The organism is Thermomonas brevis (genome assembly GCF_014395425.1).
Taxonomy (GTDB): Bacteria; Pseudomonadota; Gammaproteobacteria; order Xanthomonadales; family Xanthomonadaceae; genus Thermomonas; species Thermomonas brevis.
Window position 1 is genome coordinate 2,599,034 of the sequence record NZ_CP060711.1, and the last position, 15,416, is coordinate 2,614,449.

11 protein-coding genes and 4 tRNA genes are annotated in these 15,416 nt (G+C 65.6%); all 15 read left to right on the plus strand.

The genetic code is table 11. The features are described from left to right. The first annotated feature begins 47 nt into the window (after positions 1-47). A tRNA-Tyr gene (locus H9L17_RS12010) sits at positions 48-133 on the plus strand. A 53-nt stretch (positions 134-186) separates the two neighbouring features. Further along, positions 187-260, plus strand: a tRNA-Gly gene (locus H9L17_RS12015). A 31-nt stretch (positions 261-291) separates the two neighbouring features. After that, a tRNA-Thr gene (locus H9L17_RS12020) sits at positions 292-367 on the plus strand. Between the two features lie 51 nt (positions 368-418). Then, a complete protein-coding gene (tuf, locus tag H9L17_RS12025) occupies positions 419-1,609 on the plus strand; it encodes an elongation factor Tu (protein WP_187569674.1) in 1,191 nt (396 codons plus the stop codon). Between the two features lie 99 nt (positions 1,610-1,708). Beyond that, a tRNA-Trp gene (locus tag H9L17_RS12030) sits at positions 1,709-1,784 on the plus strand. Between the two features lie 45 nt (positions 1,785-1,829). Further along, entirely contained in the window at positions 1,830-2,210 is a 381-nt protein-coding gene (gene secE, locus H9L17_RS12035) for a preprotein translocase subunit SecE (RefSeq protein ID WP_187569675.1), read from the plus strand. An 11-nt stretch (positions 2,211-2,221) separates the two neighbouring features. Continuing rightward, a complete protein-coding gene (nusG, locus tag H9L17_RS12040; RefSeq protein ID WP_246455088.1) occupies positions 2,222-2,797 on the plus strand; it encodes a transcription termination/antitermination protein NusG in 576 nt (191 codons plus the stop codon). Positions 2,798-3,009: 212 nt separating this feature from the next. Then, positions 3,010-3,438, plus strand: a complete 429-nt coding sequence (gene rplK, locus H9L17_RS12045) for a 50S ribosomal protein L11 (protein WP_187569677.1) — start codon at positions 3,010-3,012, stop codon at positions 3,436-3,438. Between the two features lie 4 nt (positions 3,439-3,442). Continuing rightward, positions 3,443-4,141 (plus strand): 50S ribosomal protein L1, encoded by a 699-nt coding sequence (rplA, locus tag H9L17_RS12050; RefSeq protein ID WP_187569678.1) that lies wholly within the window; start codon positions 3,443-3,445, stop codon positions 4,139-4,141. A gap of 352 nt (positions 4,142-4,493) precedes the next feature. Further along, positions 4,494-5,027 (plus strand): 50S ribosomal protein L10, encoded by a 534-nt coding sequence (gene rplJ / locus H9L17_RS12055; RefSeq protein ID WP_187569679.1) that lies wholly within the window; start codon positions 4,494-4,496, stop codon positions 5,025-5,027. Between the two features lie 59 nt (positions 5,028-5,086). Continuing rightward, on the plus strand, positions 5,087-5,455 hold the full coding sequence (gene rplL, locus H9L17_RS12060) for a 50S ribosomal protein L7/L12 (RefSeq protein ID WP_187569680.1): 369 nt from the start codon (positions 5,087-5,089) through the stop codon (positions 5,453-5,455). 231 nt (positions 5,456-5,686) lie between these two features. Further along, positions 5,687-9,847, plus strand: coding sequence for a DNA-directed RNA polymerase subunit beta (gene rpoB / locus H9L17_RS12065; RefSeq protein ID WP_187569681.1), 4,161 nt, complete (start codon positions 5,687-5,689; stop codon positions 9,845-9,847). A gap of 72 nt (positions 9,848-9,919) precedes the next feature. Further along, the gene (gene rpoC, locus H9L17_RS12070; RefSeq protein WP_187569682.1) at positions 9,920-14,110 is read left to right on the plus strand and encodes a DNA-directed RNA polymerase subunit beta'; all 4,191 of its coding nucleotides are present in this window, start codon (positions 9,920-9,922) and stop codon (positions 14,108-14,110) included. A gap of 330 nt (positions 14,111-14,440) precedes the next feature. Next, positions 14,441-14,815, plus strand: a complete 375-nt coding sequence (rpsL, locus tag H9L17_RS12075; protein ID WP_028840187.1) for a 30S ribosomal protein S12 — start codon at positions 14,441-14,443, stop codon at positions 14,813-14,815. Between the two features lie 87 nt (positions 14,816-14,902). Further along, positions 14,903-15,370, plus strand: a complete 468-nt coding sequence (gene rpsG / locus H9L17_RS12080) for a 30S ribosomal protein S7 (protein ID WP_187569683.1) — start codon at positions 14,903-14,905, stop codon at positions 15,368-15,370. The last annotated feature ends 46 nt before the right edge of the window (positions 15,371-15,416 follow it).

The window sequence follows — 15,416 nt, forward strand, 5'->3', positions numbered from 1 at the left end:
TAACGGGCTCTTTGGAGGGCTTGATCGCTCGCCATCGAGGACAACGCGGAGGGATACCCAAGCGGCCAACGGGGGCAGACTGTAAATCTGCTGGCTTACGCCTTCGGTGGTTCGAATCCACCTCCCTCCACCAGTTCCAACCGGCGGCCTTACCAGCTTCCGGCGCAACAAGCAGGGCCTCCCGGTGCGGGAGTAGTTCAATGGTAGAACTGTAGCCTTCCAAGCTACTAGCGCGGGTTCGATTCCCGTCTCCCGCTCCACCATTGCATTGCCGGTCCTGTCGCAAAATCTGCTCACGTAGCTCAGTCGGTAGAGCACCTCCTTGGTAAGGAGGAGGTCGATGGTTCGATTCCATTCGTGAGCACCATATTCGCAACTTCACGCCTGTCGCGGCAGGCAAATCCAACGAGACGCAGCCATGGCAAAGGGTAAGTTCGAGCGCACCAAGCCCCACGTGAACGTGGGCACGATCGGTCACGTGGACCACGGGAAGACGACGCTGACGGCGGCGCTGACGAAGGTGGGCGCGGAGCGTTTCGGCGGTGAGTTCAAGGGCTACGACGCGATCGACGCGGCGCCGGAAGAGAAGGCGCGCGGCATCACGATCTCGACGGCGCACGTGGAATACGAGTCGGCCAACCGCCACTATGCCCACGTGGATTGCCCGGGCCACGCCGACTACGTGAAGAACATGATCACGGGTGCGGCGCAGATGGACGGCGCGATCCTGGTGTGCTCGGCGGCCGACGGCCCGATGCCGCAGACCCGCGAACACATCCTGCTGTCGCGCCAGGTGGGCGTGCCGTACATCGTCGTGTTCCTGAACAAGGCCGACATGGTGGACGACGCCGAGCTGCTGGAGCTGGTGGAGATGGAAGTGCGCGAGCTTCTCTCCAAGTACGACTTCCCGGGCGACGACACCCCGATCATCGCGGGTTCGGCCCGTCTGGCGCTGGAAGGCGACCAGAGCGAAATCGGCGTGCCGGCGATCATCAAGCTGGTGGATGCGCTGGACAGCTGGATCCCGACCCCGGAACGCGACATCGACAAGCCGTTCCTGATGCCGGTGGAAGACGTGTTCTCGATCTCGGGCCGCGGCACCGTGGTGACCGGCCGTATCGAGCGCGGCATCATCAAGGTGGGCGACGAAATCGAAATCGTCGGCATCCGTCCGACCCAGAAGACCACCGTGACCGGCGTGGAAATGTTCCGCAAGTTGCTGGATCAGGGTCAGGCGGGCGACAACGCGGGCCTGCTGCTGCGCGGCACCAAGCGTGACGACGTGGAGCGCGGCCAGGTGCTGTGCAAGCCGGGTTCGATCACCCCGCACACCGAGTTCGAGGCCGAGGTCTATGTCCTCTCCAAGGACGAAGGCGGCCGTCACACGCCGTTCTTCAAGGGCTACCGTCCGCAGTTCTACTTCCGCACGACGGACATCACGGGCGCCGTGACCCTGCCGGAAGGCGTGGAGATGGTGATGCCGGGCGACAACATCAAGATGGTGGTGTCGCTGATCAACCCGGTGGCGATGGACGAAGGCCTGCGCTTCGCGATCCGCGAAGGCGGCCGCACCGTCGGCGCCGGCGTCGTCGCCAAGATCATCAAGTAAGCCCTGCGTTTCCCCCGTTTCCGCTCGCGGAAACGGGCCGGGGTGAGGCAGGCGGCGCAAGCCGCCGTTGCCTTTTTCGGAAGCAACAAGGTTTTCGATACGCCAGTAGCTCAATTGGCAGAGCAGCGGTCTCCAAAACCGCAGGTTGGGGGTTCGAGTCCCTCCTGGCGTGCCACTTGCGGATCGCATTCCGATGCGGTCCCCGTAGAGAGATGACGTCTTGACCAGCAATACGCTGCCCACCCAGTCCGCCGGCGCCGGGGACATCGCCAAGTACGCCGTCGCCCTGCTGCTGGTGGCGGCGGGCATCTTCGCCTACTACTGGTTCGAAGGCGTCTGGCCGGCCGGCGTGCGGGTGCTGGTGATTGTGGCGGGGCTGGTGCTCGGCGGCCTGGCGTTCTTCACCACCGCCAAGGGCGCCCAGACGCGTGGTTTCCTGTCCGAGTCGCGCTTCGAATTGCGCAAGGTCGTCTGGCCGACCCGCCAGGAAGCCACCCGGACGATGTGGGTCGTGATCGCCGCGGTCATCATCATCAGCCTCATCCTCGCTGCCTTCGACTGGATCATCCAGATGACCGTCAAGGCGCTGCTCGGTTCGTGATGGAGACCCCAGTGAGCAATTCCGAAGTCCACAAGCGCTGGTACGTCGTTCACGCCTATTCCGGCTTCGAGAAGTCGGTGGCGCAGGCGCTGCGCGACCGCATCGTGCGCACGGGCATGCAGGAACGCTTCGGCGACGTGCTGGTGCCGACCGAGGAAGTGGTGGAGATGCGCTCCGGTCAGAAGCGCCGTTCCGAGCGCAAGTTTTTCCCCGGCTACGTGCTGGTGCAGATCGCCACCCATTCGGAAGACGGCATTCCGCGCATGGACAGCGAGTCCTGGCACCTGGTCAAGGAAACCCCGAAGGTGATGGGCTTCATCGGTGGCACCGCCGACCGCCCGCTGCCGATCCGCGACGACGAGGCCGACGCCATCCTGCAGCGCGTGCAGGACGGCGTGGAGAAGCCGAAGCCGAAGGTGCTGTTCGAGCCGGGCCAGATGGTCCGCGTCATCGATGGCCCGTTCAACGACTTCAACGGCGTGGTCGAGGAAATCAACTACGAGAAGAGCCGCCTGCGCGTGGCGGTGCTGATCTTCGGCCGCTCCACCCCGGTGGAGCTGGAGTTCGGGCAGGTCGAAAAGGCCTGACCGTCCGTCCGCCCGGAACCCGGGCAGGAAAAACCTGCTATCATTACCGGCTCCCTCGCGGGAGCCGCAGCCTGTTGGCCGCCCAGTGCGGCCATCGGCGCGAACGAACACTCCGCTGGGCGCGACGCCGGGACGCGCCCAGCCTGCGATGAACACGATCCCGGTCCGATGGGGAGCCTGCGCAACAGGCGTTTGCACCCGGAGACAAGACAATGGCAAAGAAAGTAGTCGGCTACATCAAGCTGCAGGTGAAGGCCGGTCAGGCCAACCCCTCGCCGCCGGTTGGTCCTGCGCTGGGTCAGCGCGGCCTGAACATCATGGAATTCTGCAAGGCGTTCAACGCCGCCACGCAGAAGCTGGAGCCGGGCCTGCCGGTGCCGGTGATCATCACGGCCTATTCGGACCGTACGTTCACCTTCATCACCAAGAGCACCCCGGCGACCACGCTGCTGAAGAAGGCGGCGGGCATCACCTCGGGCTCCAAGCGTCCGAACACCGAGAAGGTGGGCAAGGTCACGCGCGCGCAGCTGGAAGACATCGCCAAGGCGAAGGAACCCGATCTGACCGCGGCCGATCTGGACGCGGCGGTGCGCACGATTGCGGGCTCGGCCCGTTCCATGGGTCTGACGGTGGAGGGCTGAGACAATGGCACTGAATAAGCGACAGAAGGCGATCCTCGCCGCGACCGTGCCGGGCAAGGCCTACGCGATCGATGAGGCCCTGAAGATCCTCAAGGACAACAGCAAGGCCAAGTTCGTCGAGGCCATCGACGTGGCCGTGCGCCTCGGCGTCGATGCCAAGAAGTCCGACCAGCAGGTGCGCGGTTCCACCGTGCTGCCGGCCGGTACCGGCAAGTCGGTGCGCGTGGCGGTGTTCGCCCCGGCCGGCGCCAAGGCCGACGAAGCCGCGGCCGCGGGCGCGGAAGCGGTGGGCATGGACGACCTGGCGGAGAAGATGATCGCCGGCGACCTGAACTACGACGTCGTGATCGCCACCCCGGACGCGATGCGTGTGGTCGGCAAGCTCGGTCAGGTGCTGGGCCCGCGCGGCCTGATGCCGAACCCGAAGGTCGGCACCGTGTCGCCGAACCCGGCCGAGGCGGTCAAGAACGCCAAGGCGGGCCAGGTGCGCTACCGCACCGACAAGGCCGGTATCATCCACTGCACCATCGGCAAGGCCAGCTTCGAGAACGACGCGCTGAAGGGCAACCTGCAGGCGCTGCTGCTCGATCTGATCAAGGCCAAGCCGGCGACCTCGAAGGGTCAGTACCTGCAGAAGATCTCGCTCAGCTCGACCATGGGCCCCGGCGTGACCGTGGATCAGTCCTCGCTGACCCTGAAGTAATCGCTTCAAGTCGCGTCGCTCCGGCGGCGCGGTGCTTCGCAATTTTGAAGGCCCCGCCGCAATCCATCGCGACGGAAGCCGTCAAAGACCGCAGGTGCGGTCCGCGCAAGGCAACGACGGGCAGGGATGCTCACATGGCAGGGAATCGCCGTTGCCGAAGGCGGGATCGCTTAATCCGCATCCGCTCGGGATGCTGGCCTGCGTAGATGGTCGCCCTTCTGGAATGTTTTGGTTGCAAGACAGCTCTGGATGGCCACCACCGGGATGCCCCGCATCCCCGATGCCACGGACCGGCATTGCCCAGGACCGTCGGCGGCAGGAGCCGCGGACGGCGTTCAACATAGGAGTGACTATGGCTCTCAATCTGTCCCAGAAACAGGACGTCGTCGCACAGGTGGCCGAAGTGGCTGCTTCGGCGCACTCCCTGATCGCGGCCGAGTACGCCGGCACCACGGTCTCGCAGATGACCGCGATGCGCAAGAAGGCCCGCGAGACGGGCGTGTTCCTGAAGGTTGTCAAGAACACGCTGGCCGCGCGCGCTGTCACCGGCACCGAGTACGAAGTGGCGAAGGATTCCCTCGTGGGTCCGCTGCTGTACGCGTTCTCGACCGAGGAACCCGGCGCTGCCGGTCGCCTGATCAAGGAATTCGCCAAGGGCAACGACAAGCTCCAGCCCAAGGTCGTCGTCGTCGGTGGCCAGCAGTACCCGGCCAGCCACGTCGAAGTGTTGGCCTCGCTGCCGACCCGCGATCAGGCGCTCGCCATGCTGGCTCGCGTGCTGGCCGAACCGGCGGCGATGTTCGCCCGTGCGGTCAAGGCCGTGGCCGACAAGCAGGGCGGCGGCGAAGCCCCGGCGGAAGCCGAGGCGCAGGCCGAACCGGCCTGATCCGCGTCCGATCCCGACAACGTTCCCATTCAAACGAAACATATCCAGAGGTAATTGAAATGTCCCTGACCAACGAGCAGATCGTCGATGCCATCGCCGCCAAGTCGCTGATGGAAGTGATGGAGCTGGTGAAGGCCATCGAAGACAAGTTCGGCGTTTCCGCCGCCGCCCCGGTGATGGCTGTCGCCGCTGCCGGCCCGGCCGCCGCCGTCGAAGAGCAGACCGAGTTCAACGTCATCCTGAAGACCGCCGGCGACAAGAAGGTCGAAGTGATCAAGGCCGTCCGCGCGATCACCGGCCTGGGCCTGAAGGAAGCCAAGGACCTCACCGAGGCCGGCGGCACCGTGAAGGAAGGCGTGTCGAAGGAAGACGCCGAGAAGATGAAGAAGGATCTCGAGGCCGCTGGCGCGACCGTCGAAGTCAAGTAATCGCTGTTGCGTCGCCTGGCAGAACACGCTGGCGACCACCGAAGGCTGGGGGCGAAAGCCCCGGCCTTTGGCCGTTGTAGAACGACCGTTGTAGAACCGATCGAGTTGACAGTCGGAAGTAGCGGGAGAGGGCGTGCTGGTGCCGGCAATACCAGCGACTTCCCACTGTCAGTTCCTTGATATCCCCTGCGGGCCGCCGCGCGCGGCCGCACATGACGAGGCGCACGCTCCATGACCACCGCCAAACAGTATTCGTTCACCGAGAAGAAGCGCATCCGCAAGGACTTCGGCAAGCGCCGTTCGATCCTGGAAGTGCCGTACCTGCTCGCCATCCAGGTCGATTCCTACCGCGAGTTCCTGCAGGAGCACGTCGAGCCGTCCAAGCGCTCCGACCACGGCCTGCACGCCGCGCTGAAGTCGGTGTTCCCGATCTCCAGCTACAGCGGCAACGCCGCGCTGGAATACGTGGGCTACAAGCTGGGCGAGCCGGCCTTCGACGAACGCGAATGCCGCACCCGCGGCCTGTCCTATGGCGCCCCGCTGCGCGTCACCGTGCGCCTGGTGATCTACGACCGCGAGTCGAGCACCAAGGCGATCAAGTACGTGAAGGAGCAGGAGGTCTACATGGGCGAAATCCCGCTCATGACCGACAACGGCACCTTCATCGTCAACGGCACCGAGCGCGTCATCGTCTCCCAGCTGCACCGCTCGCCGGGCGTGTTCTTCGACCACGACCGCGGCAAGACCCACAGCTCGGGCAAGCTGCTGTTCTCCGCCCGCGTCATCCCGTATCGCGGCTCGTGGCTGGACTTCGAGTTCGACCCGAAGGACGCGCTGTTCACCCGCATCGACCGCCGCCGCAAGCTGCCGGTCAGCGTGCTGCTGCGCGCGCTGGGCTACAACAACGAAGAGATGTTGAACGAGTTCTTCGACATCAACACCTTCCACATCGAAGCCGAAGGCGTGCAGCTGGAGCTGGTGCCCGAGCGCCTGCGCGGCGAAACGCTGGACTTCGACCTGGCCGACGGCGACAAGGTCATCGTCGAAGCCGGCAAGCGCATCACCGCGCGCCACGTCAAGCAGCTTGAGGCCGCCGGCGTCGCCGCGCTGGCCGTGCCGGACGACTATATCCTCGGCCGCATCCTCTCGCACGACGTGATCGACCCGGCCACCGGCGAACTGCTGGCGACCGCGAACGACGAAATCAGCGTCGACACGTTGGAGAAGCTGCGCAAGGCCGGCATCGCCAGCGTCGGCACCCTGTGGGTGAACGACCTCGACCGCGGCCCGTACCTGTCCAACACCCTGCGCATCGACGGCACCAAGACCCAGCTGGAAGCGCTGGTCGAGATCTACCGGATGATGCGTCCGGGCGAGCCGCCGACCAAGGACGCCGCGCAGAACCTGTTCCACAACCTGTTCTTCACCTTCGAGCGCTACGACCTGTCCACGGTCGGCCGCATGAAGTTCAACCGCCGCCTCGGCCGCAAGGAAGTCACCGGCGCGCCGGTGCTGTTCGACTCCAAGTACTTCGCCGACCGCAAGGACGAGGAGTCCGTGCGCCTGCGCAACGAAGTGGGTGGCGGTTCCGACATCCTCGACGTGATCCGCGTGCTGTGCGAAATCCGCAACGGCCGCGGCACCGTCGATGACATCGACCACTTGGGCAACCGCCGCGTGCGTTCGGTCGGCGAAATGGCCGAGAACGTGTTCCGCGTCGGCCTGGTCCGCGTCGAGCGCGCCGTGAAGGAACGCCTGTCGATGGCCGAGTCCGAGGGCCTGACCCCGCAGGAACTCATCAACGCCAAGCCGGTCGCCGCTGCCATCAAGGAGTTCTTCGGCTCCTCGCAGCTGTCGCAGTTCATGGACCAGAACAACCCGCTGTCGGAAGTGACGCACAAGCGCCGCGTCTCGGCGCTGGGCCCGGGCGGCCTGACCCGCGAGCGCGCCGGCTTCGAAGTGCGCGACGTGCATCCGACCCACTACGGCCGCGTCTGCACCATCGAGACGCCGGAAGGCCCGAACATCGGCCTGATCAACTCGCTGGCGGTGTTCGCCCGCACCAACAAGTACGGCTTCCTCGAAACCCCGTACCGCAAGGTGGTGGACGGCCGTGTCACCGACGACGTCGAATACCTGTCGGCGATCGAGGAAAACGAGTACGTCATCGCGCAGGCCAACGCTCCGCGCGACGCCAAGGGCAACATCACCGCGCAGTTCGTGGCCTGCCGCTTCCAGGGCGAAAACCTGCTGAAGCCGCCGAGCGAAATCCACTTCATGGACGTCTCGCCGATGCAGACCGTGTCGGTGGCGGCGGCGCTGGTGCCGTTCCTGGAGCACGACGACGCCAACCGCGCGCTGATGGGCGCGAACATGCAGCGCCAGGCCGTGCCGACCCTGCGTGCGCAGAAGCCGCTGGTGGGCACCGGCATCGAGCGCGCGCTGGCGCGCGACTCCGGCGTGACCGTGAACGCGCTGCGCGGCGGCGTGGTCGAGCAGATCGACGCGGCGCGCATCGTGGTCAAGGCCAACGAGAGCGAGATCTCAGGCGAGCACGATGCCGGCGTCGACATCTACTCGCTGGTCAAGTACACCCGCAGCAACCAGAACACCTGCATCAATCAGCGTCCGCTGGTGAACGTGGGTGACGTGGTGGCGCGCGGCGACGTGCTGGCCGACGGCCCGTCCACCGACATCGGCGAACTGGCGCTGGGCCAGAACATGCTGATCGCGTTCATGCCGTGGAACGGCTACAACTTCGAAGACTCGATCCTGCTCTCCGAGCGCGTGGTCGAAGAGGATCGCTACACCACGATCCACATCGAAGAACTGACCGTGCAGGCCCGCGACACCAAGCTGGGGCCGGAGGAAATCTCCGCCGACATCCCGAACGTCTCCGAGCAGGCGCTGAACCGCCTCGACGAGTCCGGCGTGGTGTACATCGGCGCCGAAGTGCGCGCCGGCGACATCCTGGTCGGCAAGGTCACGCCGAAGGGCGAGAGCCAGCTGACCCCGGAAGAGAAGCTGCTGCGGGCGATCTTCGGCGAGAAGGCCAGCGACGTGAAGGACAGCTCGCTGCGCGTGCCCCCGGGCATGGACGGCGTGGTCATCGACGTGCAGGTGTTCACCCGCGACGGCATCGAGAAGGACAAGCGCGCGCGCCAGATCGAGGAAAACGAGATCAAGCGCGTCAAGAAGGACTTCGACGACCAGTTCCGCATCCTCGAAACCGCGATCTACGCGCGCCTGCGCGAGCAGCTGCTCGGCAAGGTCGCCAACGGCGGCCCGGGCGTGAAGAAGGGCGATACCGTGTCCTCGCTGGTGCTGGACGGCATCAAGAAGTCCGACTGGCTGCAGCTGCGCATGAAGGACGACGACGCGGCCGACGCGATCGAGCGCGCCGCCAAGCAGCTCGACGTGCACCAGAAGGAGTTCGAGAAGCGCTTCAACGACAAGCGCGGCAAGATCACCCAGGGCGACGACCTCGCGCCGGGCGTGCTGAAGATGGTCAAGGTGTTCCTCGCCGTCAAGCGCCGCATCCAGCCGGGCGACAAGATGGCCGGCCGCCACGGCAACAAGGGCGTGGTGTCGAAGATCGTGCCGGTCGAGGACATGCCGTACATGGCCGACGGCCAGACCGTGGACATCGTGCTGAACCCGCTGGGCGTGCCGTCTCGTATGAACATCGGCCAGGTGCTGGAAGTGCATCTGGGCTGGGCCGCCAAGGGCCTGGGCCAGAAGATCCAGCGCATGCTCGATGCGCAGGCCAAGGTGGCCGAGCTGCGCAAGTTCCTCGGCGAGATCTACAACCACGACAGCAAGACCCACATCGAGCGCGTGGACCTGGCCCAGTTCAGCGACGCCGAGCTGATCGCGATGGCGAAGAACCTGGCCGACGGCGTGCCGATGGCCACCCCGGTGTTCGACGGCGCGACCGAAGCCGAGATCAAGACCATGCTGAAGCTGGCCGAGCTGCCGGAGTCGGGCCAGGCCCAGCTGTACGACGGTCGCACCGGCGAGGCGTTCGACCGCCAGACCACGGTCGGCTACATGCACATGCTGAAGCTGAACCACCTGGTCGACGACAAGATGCACGCGCGTTCGACCGGTCCGTACTCGCTCGTCACCCAGCAGCCGCTGGGCGGCAAGGCGCAGTTCGGCGGCCAGCGCTTCGGCGAAATGGAAGTCTGGGCGCTGGAAGCCTACGGCGCGGCCTACACCCTGCAGGAAATGCTGACGGTGAAGTCCGACGACGTGCAGGGCCGCAACCAGATGTACAAGAACATCGTCGATGGCGAGCACGAGATGGTCGCGGGCATGCCGGAATCCTTCAACGTCCTCGTGAAGGAAATCCGCAGCCTGGCCATCAACATGGAACTCGAGGAGCACTGAGGTTCCGCGAAGGCGCGGCGTTGACGCCGCGCCGAACCGCAAGCCCCATTGCCCCCGATTCGGAGAGAACACATGAAAGATTTGCTCAACCTCTTCAACCAGCAGCGCCAGACGCTGGACTTCGACGCGATCAAGATCGCGCTGGCTTCGCCCGACCTGATCCGCTCGTGGTCGTACGGCGAAGTGAAGAAGCCGGAAACCATCAACTACCGTACCTTCAAGCCGGAGCGCGACGGCCTGTTCTGCGCCGCCATCTTCGGCCCGATCAAGGACTACGAGTGCCTGTGCGGCAAGTACAAGCGCATGAAGCACCGCGGCGTGGTCTGCGAGAAGTGCGGCACCGAAGTGACCCTGGCCAAGGTGCGCCGCGAGCGCATGGGCCACATCGACCTGGCCTCGCCGGTCGCGCACATCTGGTTCCTCAAGTCGCTGCCCTCGCGCATCGGCCTGATGCTGGACATGACCCTGCGCGACATCGAGCGCATCCTGTACTTCGAAGCGTTCGTCGTGACCGAGCCGGGCCTGACCCCGATGGAGCGCGGCCAGCTGCTGACCGAAGAACAGTTCCTGCAGGCGCGCCAGGAGCACGGCGAAGACTTCGACGCGGCGATGGGCGCGGAAGCCGTCTACGACCTGCTGCGCACGATCGACCTGCAGAGCGAGATGGTGCAGCTGAAGGAGGAGATCGCCTCCACCGGCAGCGAGACCAAGCTCAAGCGCCTGACCAAGCGGATCAAGCTGATCGAGGCCTTCGTCGAATCCGGCAACCGCCCGGAGTGGATGGTCATGACCGTCCTGCCGGTGCTGCCGCCGGATCTGCGTCCGCTGGTCCCGCTGGATGGCGGCCGCTTCGCGACCTCCGACCTGAACGACCTGTACCGCCGCGTCATCAACCGCAACAACCGCCTGCGCCGCCTGCTGGAGCTCAACGCGCCCGACATCATCGTGCGCAACGAGAAGCGCATGCTGCAGGAATCCGTTGACGCCCTGATGGACAACGGCCGCCGCGGTCGCGCCATCACCGGCACCAACAAGCGCCCGCTGAAGTCGCTGGCCGACATGATCAAGGGCAAGCAGGGCCGCTTCCGCCAGAACCTGCTCGGCAAGCGCGTGGACTACTCCGGCCGTTCGGTCATCGTGGTCGGCCCGTACCTCAAGCTGCACCAGTGCGGCCTGCCGAAGAAGATGGCGCTGGAGCTGTTCAAGCCCTTCATCTTCGCCAAGCTGCAGCTGCGCGGCCTCGCCACCACCATCAAGGCGGCGAAGAAGCTGGTCGAGCGCGAAGAGGCCGAGGTGTGGGACATCCTCGAAGAGGTGATCCGCGAGCATCCGGTGCTGCTGAACCGCGCCCCGACCCTGCACCGCCTCGGCATCCAGGCGTTCGAGCCGGTGCTGATCGAAGGCAAGGCGATCCAGCTGCATCCGCTGGTCTGCACCGCGTTCAACGCCGACTTCGACGGCGACCAGATGGCCGTGCACGTGCCGCTGTCGCTGGAAGCGCAGCTGGAAGCGCGCGCGCTGATGATGGCGTCCAACAACATCCTGTCGCCGGCCAACGGCGAGCCGATCATCGTGCCGTCGCAGGACGTGGTGCTGGGCTTGTACTACATGACCCGCGCGCTGGAGAACAAGGCGGGCGAGGGCATGGTGTTCGCCAACATCGCCGAGGTGAAGCGCGCCTACGACAACCGCGTGGTGCAACTGCACGCCAAGTGCAAGGTGCGCATCACCGAGACCGTGGTGGCCGAGGATGGCAGCCGCAGCCAGCAGACCTCGATCGTGGACACCACGGTCGGTCGCGCGTTGCTGCGCGAGATCCTGCCGGAAGGTCTGCCGTTCGCGCTGGCCAACACCGAGCTGACCAAGAAGAACATCAGCCGCCTGATCAACAGCTGCTACCGCATGCTGGGCCTGAAGGACACGGTGGTGTTCGCCGACAAGCTGATGTACACCGGCTTCGCCTACGCGACCCGCGCCGGCGTGTCGATCGGCATCGACGACATGGTCATCCCGAACGAGAAGAAGGGCATCCTCGACGAGGCCGAAGCCGAAGTGCTGGAAATCCAGCAGCAGTACCAGAGCGGCCTGGTCACCGGCGGCGAGCGCTACAACAAGGTCGTGGACATCTGGTCGCGCACCAACGAGCGCGTGGCCAAGGCGATGATGGACACCATCGGCACCGAGAAGGTGGTCAATGCCAAGGGCGAGACCATCGACCAGAAGTCGATGAACTCGATCTACATCATGGCCGACTCCGGCGCGCGTGGTTCGCAGGCGCAGATCCGTCAGCTCGCCGGCATGCGCGGCCTGATGGCGAAGCCGGACGGCTCGATCATCGAAACGCCGATCACCTCGAACTTCCGCGAAGGCCTGAACGTCCAGCAGTACTTCATCTCGACCCACGGTGCCCGCAAGGGCCTCGCGGATACCGCGCTGAAGACCGCGAACTCCGGCTACCTCACCCGCCGTCTGGTGGACGTGGCGCAGGACGTGGTCATCACCGAGACCGACTGCGGCACGCTCAACGGCCTGACCCTGACGCCTATCGTGGAAGGCGGCGACGTGGTCGAGCCGCTGAAGGATCGCGTGCTGGGCCGCATCGTGGCCGAGGACGTGTTCCTGCCGGGCAACGACGAAGATCCGTTCATCACCCGCAACACCCTGATCGACGAACAGTGGGCGATCAAGCTGGAAGAAGCGGGCGTGCAGGTCATCAAGGTGCGCAGCACCATCACCTGCATGGCGCCGTTCGGCGTGTGCGCGCACTGCTACGGCCGCGACCTCGGCCGTGGTCACCTGGTCAACCACGGTGAAGCCGTGGGCGTGGTCGCCGCGCAGTCGATCGGCGAGCCGGGCACGCAGCTGACGATGCGCACCTTCCACATCGGCGGTGCGGCGTCGCGTGCGGCGGCCATCGACAACGTGACGGTCAAGACCACCGGCTCGGTCAAGTTCAACAACCTGAAGTTCGTCAAGCACGCCGACGGCCATCTGGTCGCGGTGTCGCGTTCCGGCGAACTGTCGGTGCTGGACAACCACGGCCGCGAGCGCGAGCGCTACAAGCTGCCCTACGGCGCCACCCTGCAGGTGCAGGACGGCGGCGAAGTGAAGGCCGGCCAGACCGTCGCCAACTGGGATCCGCACAACCACCCGATCGTCTCGGAAGTGGCCGGTTTCGTGCGCTTCGTCGATTTCGTCGACGGCGTCACCGTGATCGAGAAGCTGGACGAACTGACCGGCCTCGCCTCGCGCGAAATCACCGATCCGAAGCGTCGTGGCTCGCAGGGCAAGGACCTGCGTCCGCTGGTGCGCATCGTGGACAAGGACGGCAAGGATCTGAACATCCCCGGCACCGACCTGCCGGCGCAGTACCTGCTGCCGCCGCGCTCGGTGGTCAACCTGCAGCACGGCGCCGCCGTGGGCGTGGGCGACGTGGTCGCGAAGATCCCGCAGGAAGCCTCCAAGACCCGCGACATCACCGGCGGTCTGCCGCGCGTGGCCGACCTGTTCGAAGCGCGCAAGCCGAAGGACCCGGCGATCCTCGCCGAGCGTTCGGGCGTGATCTCGTTCGGCAAGGACACCAAGGGCAAGCAGCGCCTGATCATCAAGGGGCCGGACGGCGAGGAGCACGAGGAGCTGATCCCGAAGTACCGCCAGATCATCGTGTTCGAAGGCGAGCACGTGGAGAAGGGCGAGACCGTGGTGGACGGCGAGCCGAGCCCGCAGGACATCCTGCGCCTGAAGGGCGTCGAGGAGCTGGCCGCTTATCTGGTCAAGGAAATCCAGGACGTCTACCGCCTGCAGGGCGTGAAGATCAACGACAAGCACATCGAGGTGATCATCCGCCAGATGCTGCGCAAGGTCGAAATCGTCGATCAGGGCGACTCGAAGTTCCTCAACGGCGAGCAGGTCGAGCGCCAGCGCGCCATCGAGGAAAACGATCGCCTGTCGCGCAAGAACGAAATCCTAGCGAAGGTCGAACCGGTACTGCTCGGCATCACCAAGGCTTCGCTTGCGACCGAGTCGTTCATCTCGTCCGCGTCCTTCCAGGAAACCACTCGCGTGCTGACCGAGGCTGCCGTCCGCGGCACCCGCGACACCCTGCGCGGCCTGAAGGAGAACGTGATCGTCGGCCGCCTGATCCCGGCGGGCACCGGTCTGGCCTACCACAGCCAGCGCCGCAAGAACGCTTCGGGCCTGACCGAGGCGGAAATGGCAACGCTGGCCGGCGAGCCGGCCGAGGCCGAATCCGCCGCGGAGTAAGCGGTTCCAGTCCCGCCCGGCCCGAACGCCGAGCGGGACTTGCCGGATCGACGGGCGATGTGTATAGTCGCCCGGTTATTCGATGGCCTTGCGCCATCCAGATCACCAAATGAGGTCGCAGGGAGCGCCTCGTGTTGGGTCCAGGACGGACGGGATCGCAGATGAATCGCTGCTGCGCGCATCGCGGGCAGGGTGGTTTTTCGGTATGGCTGCGTTTGATCGCAAGATCGAGCGCGGGCTATACTTTTTCGTCTTGGTCGGCCGGATTGCATCGCAACTCGGCCGGCTTTGTCTCCGAATGGGCCGCAGGCCCGCCAATTGAGCCCCGAAATGGCAACGATCAACCAGCTGGTGCGCAAGCCGCGCAGCCCGGAAACCTACAAGAGCACCTCGCCCGCGCTGGCCAACTGCCCGCAGCGTCGCGGCGTGTGCACCCGCGTGTACACCACCACCCCGAAGAAGCCGAACTCGGCCCTGCGCAAGGTGGCCAAGGTGCGCCTGACCAACGGCTACGAGGTCATCTCGTACATCGGCGGCGAAGGTCACAACCTGCAGGAGCACAGCGTGGTGCTGATCCGCGGCGGCCGCGTCAAGGACCTGCCGGGCGTGCGCTACCACACCGTGCGCGGTTCGCTGGACGCCGCCGGCGTCGCCAAGCGCAAGCAGGCGCGCTCCAAGTACGGCGCCAAGCGTCCGAAGTCCTAAGAGGCGGGCCGCCCCGGCGTCGTCCGGGAACTGGTTCATCCACGCAGATAAACGGTGGGCTGCCGCCCGCCTCACGAGAGAAGCAACATGTCCCGTAAAGGCAATACTCCGCAGCGTTCGGTGCTGCCGGACCCGAAGCACGGAAGCGAAACCATCGCCCGCTTCATCAACATGGTCATGCAGAGCGGCAAGAAGTCGGTCGCCGAAAAGATCGTCTACGGCGCGATGGACGTGATCGGCGAGAAGAATCCGAACGCCCTCGAGCTGGTCGAGAAGGCGCTGGGCAACGTGTCCCCGTCGGTCGAGGTGAAGTCCCGCCGCGTCGGCGGCGCCACCTACCAGGTGCCGGTCGAAGTGCGCGCTTCCCGCCGCATGGCGCTGGCGATGCGTTGGCTGATCGAATCCGCCCGCAAGCGCGGCGAGAACTCGATGCCGCGCAAGCTGGCCGGCGAGCTGATGGACGCTTCCGAAAACCGCGGCGGCGCGATCAAGAAGCGCGAAGAAACCCACCGCATGGCCGACGCCAACAAGGCGTTCGCCCACTACCGCTGGTAATCCCGGCGGTGTTGCAGGACCGGCGACGGCAGCGTCCGTCGCCCCT

What these genes read in the sequence shown, in the direction of transcription:
- rplJ (WP_187569679.1), top strand. Translation starts at nt 4,494, where the DNA reads ATGGCTCTCAATCTGTCCCAGAAACAGGACGTCGTCGCACAGGTGGCC.
- rpsG (WP_187569683.1), top strand. Translation starts at nt 14,903, where the DNA reads ATGTCCCGTAAAGGCAATACTCCGCAGCGTTCGGTGCTGCCGGACCCG.
- rplK (WP_187569677.1), top strand. Translation starts at nt 3,010, where the DNA reads ATGGCAAAGAAAGTAGTCGGCTACATCAAGCTGCAGGTGAAGGCCGGT.
- rpoB (WP_187569681.1), top strand. Translation starts at nt 5,687, where the DNA reads ATGACCACCGCCAAACAGTATTCGTTCACCGAGAAGAAGCGCATCCGC.
- rplL (WP_187569680.1), top strand. Translation starts at nt 5,087, where the DNA reads ATGTCCCTGACCAACGAGCAGATCGTCGATGCCATCGCCGCCAAGTCG.
- rplA (WP_187569678.1), top strand. Translation starts at nt 3,443, where the DNA reads ATGGCACTGAATAAGCGACAGAAGGCGATCCTCGCCGCGACCGTGCCG.
- rpoC (WP_187569682.1), top strand. Translation starts at nt 9,920, where the DNA reads ATGAAAGATTTGCTCAACCTCTTCAACCAGCAGCGCCAGACGCTGGAC.
- tuf (WP_187569674.1), top strand. Translation starts at nt 419, where the DNA reads ATGGCAAAGGGTAAGTTCGAGCGCACCAAGCCCCACGTGAACGTGGGC.
- rpsL (WP_028840187.1), top strand. Translation starts at nt 14,441, where the DNA reads ATGGCAACGATCAACCAGCTGGTGCGCAAGCCGCGCAGCCCGGAAACC.